This is a genomic window from Geodermatophilus sp. SYSU D00710, assembly GCF_054050195.1.
Genome location: NZ_JBJGYX010000003.1, coordinates 43,316 through 55,532, shown reverse-complemented (window position 1 = coordinate 55,532; position 12,217 = coordinate 43,316). Strand labels below are relative to the sequence as shown.

16 protein-coding genes are annotated in these 12,217 nt (G+C 73.7%); 13 read left to right on the top strand and 3 right to left on the bottom strand.

The genetic code is table 11. The features are described 5' to 3' along the window. Positions 1-62: 62 nt before the first annotated feature. The 3 genes from ACI78U_RS02175 to ACI78U_RS02165 are packed head-to-tail and all read left to right on the top strand — an operon-like array spanning position 63 to position 1,624. Entirely contained in the window at positions 63-971 is a 909-nt protein-coding gene (locus ACI78U_RS02175; protein ID WP_456873646.1) for an alpha/beta hydrolase, read from the top strand. 57 nt (positions 972-1,028) lie between these two features. Beyond that, a complete protein-coding gene (locus tag ACI78U_RS02170) occupies positions 1,029-1,475 on the top strand; it encodes a hypothetical protein (protein WP_456873645.1) in 447 nt (148 codons plus the stop codon). Beyond that, positions 1,472-1,624 carry a hypothetical protein gene (locus ACI78U_RS02165; RefSeq protein WP_456873644.1) on the top strand — a complete coding sequence of 51 codons (153 nt, stop codon included), beginning with the start codon at positions 1,472-1,474 and terminating at the stop codon, positions 1,622-1,624. Before ACI78U_RS02170 ends, ACI78U_RS02165 begins: the two co-directional genes overlap by 4 nt. 8 nt (positions 1,625-1,632) lie before the next feature. Here ACI78U_RS02165 and ACI78U_RS02160 read toward each other — a convergent pair whose 3' ends face one another. Continuing rightward, on the bottom strand, positions 1,633-2,382 hold the full coding sequence (locus ACI78U_RS02160) for an enoyl-CoA hydratase/isomerase family protein (protein WP_456873643.1): 750 nt from the start codon (positions 2,380-2,382) through the stop codon (positions 1,633-1,635). A 117-nt stretch (positions 2,383-2,499) separates the two neighbouring features. Between ACI78U_RS02160 and ACI78U_RS02155 the strand changes: the two genes are divergently transcribed. The 3 genes from ACI78U_RS02155 (at position 2,500) to ACI78U_RS02145 (ending at position 5,883) form a co-directional block, all read left to right on the top strand. Next, positions 2,500-3,558: a hypothetical protein gene (locus ACI78U_RS02155; RefSeq protein WP_456873642.1), complete on the top strand. Its 1,059-nt coding sequence runs from the start codon at positions 2,500-2,502 to the stop codon at positions 3,556-3,558. 65 nt (positions 3,559-3,623) lie between these two features. Then, the gene (locus ACI78U_RS02150) at positions 3,624-4,802 is read left to right on the top strand and encodes an LLM class flavin-dependent oxidoreductase (protein ID WP_456873641.1); all 1,179 of its coding nucleotides are present in this window, start codon (positions 3,624-3,626) and stop codon (positions 4,800-4,802) included. Positions 4,803-4,863: 61 nt separating this feature from the next. Next, the gene (locus ACI78U_RS02145; RefSeq protein WP_456873640.1) at positions 4,864-5,883 is read left to right on the top strand and encodes a hypothetical protein; all 1,020 of its coding nucleotides are present in this window, start codon (positions 4,864-4,866) and stop codon (positions 5,881-5,883) included. Positions 5,884-5,902: 19 nt separating this feature from the next. Here ACI78U_RS02145 and ACI78U_RS02140 read toward each other — a convergent pair whose 3' ends face one another. Next, positions 5,903-6,742 (bottom strand): SGNH/GDSL hydrolase family protein, encoded by an 840-nt coding sequence (locus tag ACI78U_RS02140; RefSeq protein ID WP_456873639.1) that lies wholly within the window; start codon positions 6,740-6,742, stop codon positions 5,903-5,905. Between the two features lie 70 nt (positions 6,743-6,812). After that, entirely contained in the window at positions 6,813-7,385 is a 573-nt protein-coding gene (locus ACI78U_RS02135; protein ID WP_456873638.1) for a TIGR03086 family metal-binding protein, read from the bottom strand. A gap of 63 nt (positions 7,386-7,448) precedes the next feature. Between ACI78U_RS02135 and ACI78U_RS02130 the strand changes: the two genes are divergently transcribed. The 7 genes from ACI78U_RS02130 to ACI78U_RS02100 all read left to right on the top strand — a co-directional run bounded on the left by ACI78U_RS02130 (position 7,449) and on the right by ACI78U_RS02100 (position 12,202). Next, positions 7,449-8,216, top strand: a complete 768-nt coding sequence (locus ACI78U_RS02130) for a DUF6308 family protein (RefSeq protein WP_456873637.1) — start codon at positions 7,449-7,451, stop codon at positions 8,214-8,216. 167 nt (positions 8,217-8,383) lie between these two features. After that, entirely contained in the window at positions 8,384-8,971 is a 588-nt protein-coding gene (locus ACI78U_RS02125; protein WP_456873636.1) for a hypothetical protein, read from the top strand. Between the two features lie 224 nt (positions 8,972-9,195). Beyond that, positions 9,196-9,870, top strand: coding sequence for a hypothetical protein (locus ACI78U_RS02120; protein WP_456873635.1), 675 nt, complete (start codon positions 9,196-9,198; stop codon positions 9,868-9,870). 36 nt (positions 9,871-9,906) lie between these two features. Continuing rightward, complete coding sequence (locus ACI78U_RS02115) at positions 9,907-10,128, top strand: hypothetical protein (protein WP_456873634.1); 222 nt, start codon at positions 9,907-9,909, stop codon at positions 10,126-10,128. Next, positions 10,125-10,508, top strand: coding sequence for a type II toxin-antitoxin system VapC family toxin (locus ACI78U_RS02110; protein WP_456873633.1), 384 nt, complete (start codon positions 10,125-10,127; stop codon positions 10,506-10,508). The genes ACI78U_RS02115 and ACI78U_RS02110 overlap by 4 nt, the downstream gene beginning before the upstream one ends. 55 nt (positions 10,509-10,563) lie before the next feature. Next, entirely contained in the window at positions 10,564-10,986 is a 423-nt protein-coding gene (locus ACI78U_RS02105; RefSeq protein WP_456873632.1) for a DUF1810 domain-containing protein, read from the top strand. Positions 10,987-11,143: 157 nt separating this feature from the next. Next, positions 11,144-12,202: a glutathione S-transferase family protein gene (locus ACI78U_RS02100; protein ID WP_456873631.1), complete on the top strand. Its 1,059-nt coding sequence runs from the start codon at positions 11,144-11,146 to the stop codon at positions 12,200-12,202. The last annotated feature ends 15 nt before the right edge of the window (positions 12,203-12,217 follow it).

Genomic DNA, 12,217 nt, shown 5'->3' with positions numbered 1-12,217 from the left:
TCGCCGCGGGAGGTGCAGGGACCGCCGCGACGGCGCGGACGGCGGCGGCCAGGGTCGGCCGCATGCGAGAGGACATAGAGTTCGCGACCGAGGACGGCGTTCCCCTGCGCGGCTGGCACTACACGCCCGACGACGGCCCCGCCGACACGCGCCGGCCGCTGGTCGTCATGGCGCACGGCTTCTCCGCCGTCAAGGAGATGCACCTGGACGACTTCGCCGAGCACTTCGCCGCCGGCGGGCTGGGCGTGCTGGCCTACGACAACCGCAACCTCGGCACCTCCGACGGCGAGCCGCGCGGGGAGATCGACCCGTGGCAGCAGGTCCGCGACTACCGGACGGCGATCACCTGGGCGCAGACCCAGCGGTGGTGCGACCCCGACCGCATCGGCATCTGGGGATCGAGCTACAGCGGCGGGCACGTGCTCGTCGTCGGCGCCCTCGACCGCCGCGTGAAGTGCGTCGTCTCCCAGGTGCCTCTGGTGAGCGGGCTGGCCAACGCCCGCCGGCTCATCCGGGCCGACCAGTTCGCCGACCTGCGGGCCGTGTTCGACGCCGACCGCGCCGCCCGCTACGCCGGGAAGCCGCCCGCGATGATGCAGGTGACCTGGGAGAAGGACCCCGCCGAGGTGTGCGCGCTGCCCACCGCCGACACCTCGGAGTTCTTCTTCGGCCCGATGCAGGACCGGGCGGCCACCTGGCGCAACGAGGTCACGCTGCGCTCGGTGGAGATGTTCGTCGAGTACGAGCCTGGCGCCTACATCGCCGACATCGCCCCGACCCCGCTCATGGTGGTCGTGGCCGCGAAGGACCACCTCACCGTCGCCGACCTCACCCTCGAGTACTTCGAGCGCGCCCGGCACCCCAAGGAGCTGCTCGTCCTGCCGGTCGGCCACTTCGAGGCCTACGTGGGCGAGGCGTTCCAGCGCTCCGCCCCGGCACAGCTCGACTGGTTCCGCCGGCACCTGACCTGACCGGCGGCCTGTGGAAAACCCCGGAGGAGGTCCTCCGGCGCTGCCACGGTGTGCGGCATGACCACACCGTTGCTCGCCGACGTCCCCGTCCGCTCCTCGCTCGCCCTGACCCGCCGCTGGGTGTCCCTGCTCCAGCCGCTGACCTTCGGCCGCCGCAGCCTCTGGCTGACCTGGCTGGGCGCCGACGGCCGGCAGTCCCCCGTCCTGCTGCCGGTCGACGACGTCCCGGCGCTGCCCGACCGGCGGCTCCTCACCGGGTTGCTCGAGGTCCACCGCGAGGTGGCGACCCACCTCACCGGCGACGGCGTCCACCTGGCGGCGGCGCTCTGCCGTCCCGGTGAGCCGGAGCCGGTCGAGGACGACCAGGAGTGGGCCGACGCCCTGCACGAGGTCCTCCACGACTCACTCGACGGCACCTGGAGCCTGCACCTCGCGGCCGGCGGGCGGGTCGAGCCGCTGGTCGACGTGCCGCGGTCGTTCCTGCGCCGGGTCTCCTCCCGATGACGACGCCGCAGCACCGCTCGCTCGACGTCCCCCGCTGGACGCCCGGACCGGGCGACTGGCTGGTCGACGTCGAGCCCACCGGGGACGACCGGACCCGCCACGGGGACCGGGCCGTGGAGGACGGGGACCGCGCCTGCGGTGACCCCTGACTCCCGGGTCAGTCCTGGCGGGCCTGCCGGCGCATCGACCACATCTGCGCGGGACGCTCGAACTGGGTGGCCACCTCCCAGCTCACCGCGCCGTTGACCACCTCGTTGCGGAAGTTGCCCACGGCCACCCGGGCGAGCTCGGGGTCGGCGGCGACCCGGCGGGCCAGCTCGATCGCGCGGTCCTCGACGGCGGACTCCTCCACCGACTGCCACGCCAGGCCCAGCTCGGCGGCGCGGCGCCCGTCGATCTCCTCGCCGAACAGCGCGATCGCCGCGGCGGCCTCGCGGCCGACCAGCCGGGACAGGATCACGTAGTGCCCGCCGCCGGGGTGCATGCCGCGCTTGAGGAAGCCGGCGAGCAGCCGGGCGTCGTGGGCGACGATCCGCAGGTCGGCGGCCAGCAGCATGTTCATCCCGGCGCCGACCGCGGAGCCCCGGACGGCGGCGATGGTGGGCACGCGCACCTGCCCGAGCCGGTAGAAGGAGTCGTAGATCCGGCCCATGCCCTCGTAGGCGTCGGGAGCGGCCGGGTCCTTCCCGGCGCTGGTCAGCGTCGCGATGTCGCCACCCGCGCAGAACGACCGGCCCACCGCGCGGACGACGAGCGCGCCGACCTCCGGCAGGGCGTCCACCTCGTCGAACACGCCGATCAGCTCGGACGCCATCGACGGGGTCAGCGCGTTGCGGCGGTCGGGCGCGTTGAGCGTCACCACCGCCACGCCGCCGTCGACCTCGAGCAGGACCTCGGCGTCACCCACGAGCGCACCTCCGGATTCCGGACCGGCCCGGCGCCGGCACTGCCGAGCATCAGACCACGCGGTTGCCGGGGCGGTCCGGGCGGCCGGAGACTCGCCGCACCGACCCCCGGAGCCCGCATGCCGACCGCCCGCCGCGCCTTGGCCTTTATCGCGATATTGGCCGCCACGGGGTGCACGGGTGTGGAGGGCGAGCCCTCGCCGGCACCTCAGACGTTCACCCAGATCCTCGCCATCGTCGACCTCGACGTGGTCGTCCCCGGCGGCGTCGACGTCCTCGACCTCGCCCCCGGGCCGGAGGGTGCGCTCGCGCTGCTCGCCGGCACCGCCGACCCGTCGGCCGTGTACCTGGCACCGGTCGGCGAGGACGGCGTCGGCGGGCTGCGCCGGCTCCCCGAGGCCGGCGACCGGCTGTTCGTCACCCCCGACGGCACCGCCCTGGTCACCGCCCCGGGCCGGCTCACCACGGTGCCGCCCGGCGGCGAGCCGACGGTCACCGGGCTCGACGTCGTCGGGGACACCGCCGCCGTCTCCCCCGCCGGTGACCGCCTCTACGTCGCCGGCGAGGACACGATCGCGGCGCTCGACCCGGTCACCGGCGCGCTCCGGGCAACGGCCGAGCTGGAGTCCGGCCTCAGCGTCCGCGCGCTCGCGGTCGGCCCCGACGGCGGCCCGACCGCGCTGCTCAGCGACGCCCGCGCACCTGACCTGGCCGACGTCGCGGTCCTCGGCACCTGGTCCGACGACCTGGAGCGGACCGGGCTGGTCGAGCTGGCGCCCGACCGGCCGGCCAGCATCCCGGGCGCGCTGCGGCTCGCCGACGACGGCACCGCCGTCGTCACGCTGACCGCGGGCTCCGGCGACGACCCGTTCCGGGTGGTGACCGTGGCCGACGGCGAGGTGACCGCGTCGCACGCCATCCCCGGCACCGACCGCCCCCTGGCCGACCTCGCCGTCTCCCCCGACGGGCGCGCGGCGTACCTGCCGGTGGCCGGGTTCGAGGTGGAGTCGGGCGTGGTCACTCTCGACCTCGGGAGCGGCGAGCAGCTCGACGACGTCCGGCTGTGCGAGGGCCAGGGGACGTTCGGCCGGATGGCGCTCACCGGCGACCGGCTCACCGTCATCGGCTCCTGCATCACCTCGGAGGCGGCGTCGTCGACCGCGTTCGTCGTCGGCTGACCCTCGCCAGCAGGGTGTGACCTGGACCACTATGGCGGCATCCCCGAACCGAGGAGGACTCCCCCATGGACCGGCTGCGCTTCGGCACCTTCCTGGCCCCGTTCCACCCCGCCGGTGAGAACCCCACGCTCGCGCTGCAGCGCGACCTCGAACTGGTCGAGCACCTCGACCGGCTCGGCTACGACGAGGCCTGGATCGGCGAGCACCACTCGGCCGGCACGGAGATCATCGCCTCGCCGGAGATCTTCATCGCCGCGGCCGCCGAGCGCACGAAGCACATCAAGCTGGGCACCGGCGTCACCTCGATCGCCTACCACAACCCGCTCTGGGTGGCCGAGCGCATGGTGCTCCTCGACCACCTCACCCGCGGACGCGCCATGCTCGGCTGCGGCCCCGGCTCGCTGCCCACCGACTCGATGATGCTGGGCCTGACCCCCACCGACACCCGCGAGCTGCTCGAGGTCGACCTCGACATCATCATGCGGCTGCTGCGCGGCGAGACGGTCACCGAGCAGACCCGCACGCACAACCTGGTCGACGCCCGGCTGCACCTGCGGCCCTACACGCAGCCGTGCTTCGAGATCGCCGTCGCCGCCGTCGCCTCGCCCACCGGACCGCGGATGGCCGGCCGGCACGGCGTCGGGCTGCTGTCGATCGGCGCCACGCTGACCAAGGAGGGCTTCGACGCCCTCGGCCACCACTGGAACGTCGTCGAGGAGCGAGCCGCCCACCACGGGCAGACGGTCTCGCGCTCGGGGTGGCGGCTGGTGAGCCCGGTGCACGTCGCCGAGACGCGGGAGCAGGCCTACCGCGACGTCGAGTTCGGCATCGAGACCTGGTTCCGGTACTTCCAGAAGACGGCGGCGTTCCCGCAGATGGCGGTCGAGGGCGGCGACCTCAAGGAGATGATCGACTTCGTCCGCGAGTCGGGGGTGGGCGTCATCGGCACGCCGGACGACGCGCGCGAGCAGGTGCAGCGGCTGTGGGACCAGTCCGGCGGCTTCGGCTCGATGCTCTTCATGGGCCACGAGTGGGCCAACCCGCAGGCGACCAAGCGGTCGTGGGAGCTGATCGCGCAGCACGTCATGCCGCACTTCCAGGGCGGGCAGGTGTCGCACGCGCAGGCGTCGCTGAACGCCAAGGAGCACGCCATGGGCAAGCGCGAGGACTACGCCGCCGCGCAGCTGCAGGCCGTGGCCACCATGACCGAGCGCTACGAGAAGGAGAAGGCCGGCCAGAGCTGACGACGGTGGCCGCAGCGCGAGGGCCTTGGCGCAGCGGACGCGTCCGGCCACACTCCGTCGGGTGCGCCGTGGTCCCGGGCTCCTGCTGGCCGTCCTGCTGCTGACCGGCTGCGGCGGATCGGTCGTCGAGGGCACGGCGGTCCCCCGGCCGGCGACGGTGTCGCTGGCCGGGGTCGCCGGGGCGGAGGCCGCCACCGTCGACGTGGCCGCCACCGAGGACGGCCGGTCGGTCGCACTGCTCGCACCGCCCGGCGGGGACCTCGTGCTGGCCGACGTCGCCGCCGACGGCACGACGACCGCCGTCCCGGTGCCCGGCCTCGACGCCGAGCGGCCCGGTCTCACCGTCGTCGCCGCGGCGGGCGAGGGCGTCGTGGTCGTGGGCGTCGCCGACGGGCGGCTCGCGTTCGTCGCCGCGGGCGCGCAGGGGGCCGGTTCGCCGCAGCCGGTGGGCACGGTCGGCGCCGCCGACGTCGCGGCCGTGGACGCCGTCACCGGGGCGGGCGTGCTGTACCTGGCGCTCAGCGGGGTCGGCCGGCCCGACCGGCTCCTCGCGGTCGACCCCGCGACCGGCGCCGTCCGCGGCGAGCTGGAGCTGCCCGGGGTCCCGCGCGACCTGCGCGGCACCGACGACGGCGGGGTCGTCGCCGCCGTCGACACCGGGCGGAGCGCGTCCGTCCTCACCGTCGACGCCGCCTTGGGCGTGGTCGCCGACGCGCCGCTCGGCCCGGGCGCGGCCGGCCCGCTCACCGTCGCCGACGGCGAGGTGTACGGCACCGTCGGGCGGACCGGTGAGGTCTCGATCACCCGCGGCGCCGAGGTGCTGACCACGGTGCCCGGTGACCTGCCGGCCGCGGTGGTCGTCGACCCGGCCACCGAGGTCGCCACCCTGGTGGACACCGTCGCCGACGCCGAGGTGCCGCGCGTGCTGCAGCGCACCGTCGACCTGGCCGCCGGCGAGGTCCTCTCCGAGGTCGAGCTGTGCGACAGCGGTGCCGTCGACGGCGCCGACGTCGACCGCGCCGGCCGCGTGTCGGTGGTCAGCGACTGCCGCGGCGAGCCGACCCTGTGGCGGTTGCGCTAGACCCACCGCGGCCGGCGCGTCACCTCGCCAGCGTGGCGAAGACCTCGTCGGCGATCACCTGGTGACCCGAGGGGTCGGGGTGCAGGCAGTCGCGGCCGCCGACGTAGTCCTCCGGCTCGAGCGCGCCGTACAGGTCGGTCACCTGGGCGCCGGTCTCCCGCGCCACCTGGCGGATGACGTCGTTGAGCCCCGCCTGCAGCGACAGCACGCCCGGGACGGCGCCGCCCTCCAGCACGACGTCGGCGACCACCGGCGCGGCGGGGTTCCTGCCCAGGTCGCAGGAGCCGATCGGGTTGTAGTACGTCGTCACGACGACCTCGGTGTCGCGACCGGCGACGGTGACCAGAAGTCCCAGGATCGCGGTGAGCCGCGCGCGGACCCCGGCCAGCGCGGCGTCCACCGTGGCCTGGCAGTCGGTGGGCGTGGGATCGAGGAGGCACGCCGCGATCGCGGGCCGCACGACGTCGTTGCCGCCGATGGTCACCGTGATGACCTCGACGTCGTTCCGCGGGTTGCGGTCGCCGTTCCGCTTCTCGATCAGGTCGAGCGCTGCTGGCAGCTGCTCGGCGATCAGGCTCGTCGTCGTCGCGCCACCCACTGCCAGGTTGACGAGTTCGAAGTCCACGGGCGCGTGCGGCGTCGCCCTGTCGGCGAACGGGTTGTACCCGTCGTCGAGCCGGTCCTCGAGCAGCTCCGGGTATCCCGTCACGTACGGCACCGCACCGACGCCCGCGGCCACGGAGTCGCCCAGTGCCAGGTAGACCGGAGCCCCCAACGGGTGCTCCTGCTGGGCGACCGCCGGCGTCGCCGCGAGCAGTGGCACCAGCGCCGCGACCCCGGCCAGCAGTTGCCTGCGCACGGCCTTCCCCCATCCCCCGGCCTGGGAGCACTCCAGCACCCTTCTCCGGAACCGGCCAGGGTCGAAGGTCTCAGACCGGCGGCTTCCACCCGGGGTCGCGGCCGGTGGCCCCGAGCAGGCGGTCCAGCGCCGGGGCGTCGTCGGGCACCGGGACGACCGGGCCGTACAGGTCCGGCGGCCGGTCGTCGTCGAAGGACTCGGCGAACGCGCGGCACGCCTCGGCCGCGGCGTCGTCGACGACATAGGGCTGGCCGGTGGCGACGGCCAGGTCCCAGCCGTGCACCACCACCTCGTCGAGCGCGACGACGGCGGCGATGTCGGCGGGCATGTCGACGCCGCCGGCCGCGGTCATCCCCTCGTGCGCCGCCGGGTCGTCCCACGCGGCGGCCAGCTCGGCGAGCTGCGCGGGGACGTACGTCCGCCAGTCGGCGGGCAGGTGGGTGGGGTCGGTGGAGGCGGTGCCGTCGACGGGCGTCTTCTCGGCGGCCATGCGGAAGGCGTACGCGAGTCCGGCGAGGTGGCCGAGGAGACCCGCCACGGAGGCGCCCTCGCACGGCGTCGGCGCGGTCAACTGGTCGTCGCGGATGCCGGCCACGACGCGCGCCACCTCGGCGGTCGCCGGACCCAGGTCGGTCGTCTGCATGTCGGGTTGACCGTCCCGCACGGCAGGACTCATCGGCGCCGGCGACGCGGTAGGAATGCACCCGTGACAGGGGGACGGGGGCACGGCTCCGCCCTCGTCCTCCCCAGCGTTGGACCCGACCCGGTCCCGCTGGCCACCGCCCTGGCCGCCGTGCTCGGGTACGCACGCGGCCGCCGCCCGCTGTTCTTCCGCTCGCCCAGCCACCCGCAGGGCCGGTGGGTGCAGGTGCTCGCCTACGCGTTCGACCGCTTCGACGGCCAGCCGCCGGAGACCGCCGACCACCCGACCGACCGCGACGTGCTGGTCGCCGAGGGACTGCACGGGCGGCTCGACCCGGCCGGGTGGCGGGAGGTGCGCACGACGATGGACGAGGTCTGGCCGACGCTCCGCGGGATGGTGGACCGCGCCGCCGGTCGTGCGTTCTGGGAGCTGCCCGCCGACGAGTTCTCCGTGCTCGCCGAGCCAGGGACGGTCGGCGCGGCACTGCGGGACGTCGGCGGGCGGCACGTGCGCGCGGCGCTGCACCACCGCCACCCGGCACTGGTGCCGCTGCTGGACGGCGTCACGCGGCGCCAGCTGTACGGGCACGTGGCCGAGGGTGACAGCGGACCGGAGGCCGTGGTGCACCGGGAGCTGGTGGCGAACGCGGCCGCGTTCACCGTGCTTGAGACGGCGACGGCGACACTGCTCGGCCGGCCGCTGACCCGGCTGCGGCTGCACGACGTCCTGCTGTGGCTGGCCGGGTCGCTGCGGATGACCCACGCGGTCGCGGTCGGGCGGGCGCTGGCCGCCGACTCGGAGCAGGGCCTGGAGGCGCTGCTGCCGGCGTGACGTGGGCTTGGGTCGGTTGTTGATCATCGGCTGAGTGCACGGGACACGTGCGGACACGCCGGCGCGAGCGGCACGCATCCGATGATCGACTCGGCCGGCCACCGTTCGGGTGGCTCGTCCACAGGGGTGCCCGGATGACGGCCCCGTTCTGGTTATCGTCCCCAGCCGTGCGTGATCACCGCGGGGGAATGCGACTGACGGCAGCGGCCGTCGCACTCGGGACGGCGCTGTTGTCCGGGTGCGGCTCCTCGGACCCGGCCCCCAGCGAGACGCTCCCGTCGGCCACCTCCGCGGCGCCCACCACCGAGGCGCTGCCCGCGGTCGGCCCGGCCGACTTCCCGGTACCGCCGGAGGCCCGCACCCAGGACGCCGCAGGCGCCGAGGCGTTCCTCCGCTACTGGATCGACCTCCTGGAGCGGCAGCAGTCCATCCCCGCTGGCCAACCCTTGCGCGAACTCGGGCCGGATTGCGGCGAGTGTCAGCGCATCGCGCGAGTATTTGACGAGACCGCCGCGGCTGGCTATCAGTACCAGGGCGGTGAGCTGACGCTCAACGACGTGACAACACCAAGGCTTGATGGAGAGGCAGCAGCCTTTGGGTTCGGCATCCGGCAGGAAGCTGTGCAACGGATCGATGCGAACGGGGTGCCGGTCGACGAAGGACAGGAAGTTGCGCCGAACATTGCTGGCGGCATCGACCTCCTCTGGTCCTCCGCTCAGCAGTCCTGGATCGTCACGAGTTTTGGGTACGGATGATTAAGCAAGCCATCCGCTGCCTGTTTGCATGGCTCTGCGTCGCAGCATTCATCCTCGTCGCCGCGGAGCCTGCTGGTGCCGACTGCAGCTACTCCAAGTGCCCTGAGACAGGACTCGATGATGGTGCTGTGACGACGGCGTTCTCGGGAGGTCGTGTCCCCGAGGTCGTCGGCGCTGTCGGGGCTGCAGCAGTCGACTACGTGTGGCGGCTACGCCAGCCGTGTGTGCTCGCTGACGAACGTAATGGCTTCTGCGGGATTTTCGACTTCCAGGAGTGCCCGGCGGAGCCCGGCCAGGTGGTCCGCTTCCTCACCGTCCAGCAGCGCCCGGTCGTCCGTCCTGATGGGACCGCCGTCGTCGAAGTACCGGCAGGGTTCGCTCCCGGTGACCTACTGGAGGACTGGGCCGACGTCCGGACGGCGTGCATCGACATCACCGCGCTGAACCCGCCGCCCTCGCCGGAGGAGGTGTTCACCTACTTCCAGCGGCTGCCGCTGCCGCAGCTCCGCACGCAGCACGCGCCGCCGGGCAGCGGGCTGTCCGGGCTGCCGGTCGTCTTCTGGACCGACTCCCCCGCCACGCAGACGTTCACCGTCGACATCCGCGGCTTCTCCGTGGTGACCGTCGCCCGCGCCGAGCAGTACACCTGGCGCACCGGCGACCCCGCAGTGCCGACCCTCACCAGCACCGAGCCCGGCGGCGCCTACCCCGACCACGCCGCCGAGCACCTGTACCGGTCCGGCACCTACACGGCCGGCCTCACCGTCACGTGGGGCGCGACCTTCACCGTCGACGGCAGCGCGCCGGCCGACGTCCCCGGGACCACGACCACCGAGGGTCCGCCCGTCACGTTCGACGTCGTCGAGGCCACCGCGGTCCTCACCGACCCCTACGACTGAGCGCACACCGCTTGCAAGCTGCTAGCATTCTGCGACATGCGGACCCTTTATCTGCGCAACGTCCCGGACGACGTGGTGGAACGCCTCGAGCGCATGGCCGACCGTGAGGCGATGTCGGTGGCCGCCCTCGCTGTCCGCGAGCTGACTGCGGTCTCGCGACGGGCAGACAACCCGGCTCTGCTCAGAGCTCTTCCCGACCTCGGCATCCCGACCCAGGACGTCCTCGAGGCACTGGACGCCGACCGCACCGGACGGTGATCGTCGCCGACGCGTCAGCGGTCGTGGCAGCGCTCCTGAACGCAGGACCCGCACGCGCACTGTTGAGCGAGGAACAGGTCCACGTCCCGCACCTCGTCGACGCGGAGGTGACCAGCGCACTGCGCCGTCTGGTAGCCGCAGACAGCATGACCGCCGACCAGGGGTGGGCGGCGCTCGACACCTGGCGTCGGCTCGGCGTCACCCGCCAGCCCATGAGCGGCCTGCTCGACCGCGTCTGGCAGTTGCGGGAGAACGTGACCGCGTACGACGCCACGTACGTCGCGCTCGCCGAGGCGCTGGACTGTGCGGTCGTCACCGCGGACGGGCGGCTGGGTCGGGCACCGGGTATCCGGTGCCCGGTGACGGTCGTTCCCGGCTGAGGAGCAGGCCGGCCCTCCCGCCGGAGTCGGACGGGAGACGCTCCGGGAGGAAGAGATGACCGACGACCCGTACCGGCTGTCCCGCTTCGTCGACGCCCAGGCCGGCACCTACCCGCAGGCGCTCGCCGAGCTGCGCGCCGGGCGCAAGACAAGCCACTGGATGTGGTTCGTCTTCCCGCAGGTGGCCGGGCTCGGCCGCAGTCCGACAGCGCAGCACTACGCGATCAGCGAGCTCGACGAGGCGCGCGCCTACCTCGCCCACCCGGTGCTCGGCCCGCGGCTGGTCGAGTGCGCCGAGGCGCTCACCGGGCTCGACGGCAGCGACCCCGTGACGGTGTTCGGTCCGGTCGACGCGGTGAAGCTGCGCTCGTCGATGACGCTGTTCGCGCGCGCCGACCCGTCGCAGCCGGTCTTCCGCGCGGTGCTCGAGCAGTACTTCGACGGGCGGGAGGACGACGCGACGACGTCCCGGCTGTAGTGGTCGGCACGCTCGTGCTCTGCACACAGGTGTAGGCAGAGCACGAGCGTCTCCAGGACGACTCAGCCGGCCGGTCCCCGCCCACTCCGCCGCGTGAGGACGCGCGTCACAGCACTCCACCCGGCGCGCCAGCCCGCCGTCGGCGAGGCTTGATCACGTGAGCGACGACAGCGGATCCGGATACGTCACCGGCGGCCAGGAGTACAGCCGCGACACCAACTACATCTCCGACCGGATCACCGCCGACGGCTCGGGACCGTGGCCGGTCGAGCCCGGGCGCTACCGGCTGGTCATCGCCCGCGCCTGTCCGTGGGCGAACCGGGCGGCGATCGTGCGGCGCCTGCTCGGCCTGGAGCCGGTGATCTCGATGGGCATCTGCGGGCCCACGCACGACGAGCGCAGCTGGACCTTCGACCTCGACCCCGGCGGCCGCGACCCGGTGCTCGGCTACGAGCGGCTGCAGGAAGCCTTCTTTGCCCGCGACCCGGAGTACCCGCGCGGCATCACGGTGCCGGCGATGGTCGACGTCCCCACGAAGGCCGTCGTCACCAACGACTTCCTGCAGATGACGCTGGACTTCTCCACGCAGTGGACGGCGCACCACCGCGACGGCGCACCCGACCTCTACCCCGAGCACCTGCGGGACGAGATGGACGAGGTCATGCAGCGGGTCTACACCGAGGTCAACAACGGCGTGTACCGGTGCGGGTTCGCCGGTTCGCAGCGGGCCTACGACCAGGCCTACGAGCGGCTCTGGACGGCGCTGGACTGGCTCGAGGAGCGGCTGGCGACCCGGCGGTACCTCATGGGCGACACGATCACCGAGGCCGACGTCCGGCTGTTCACCACGCTGGCCCGCTTCGACGTCGTCTACCACGGCCACTTCAAGTGCAACCGGCAGAAGCTGTCCGAGATGCCGGCGCTGTGGGCCTACGCGCGGGACCTGTTCCAGACGCCGGGGTTCGGCGACACCATCGACTTCCCGCAGATCAAGGAGCACTACTACGTCGTCCACGCCGACATCAACCCGACGCAGGTCATCCCGATGGGCCCGGACACGGGCACCTGGCTGACCCCGCACGGCCGCGAGGAGCTCGGCGGGTCACCCTTCGGCGACGGCACCCCGCCGGGCCCGGTCGCGCCCGGCGAGGAGGTGCCGGCCGACCGGGGTCCCGGCGGCATCGGCCACCGCCCCGACGAGGAGCGGCAGCACTGAGCCCGGGCGGAGGCG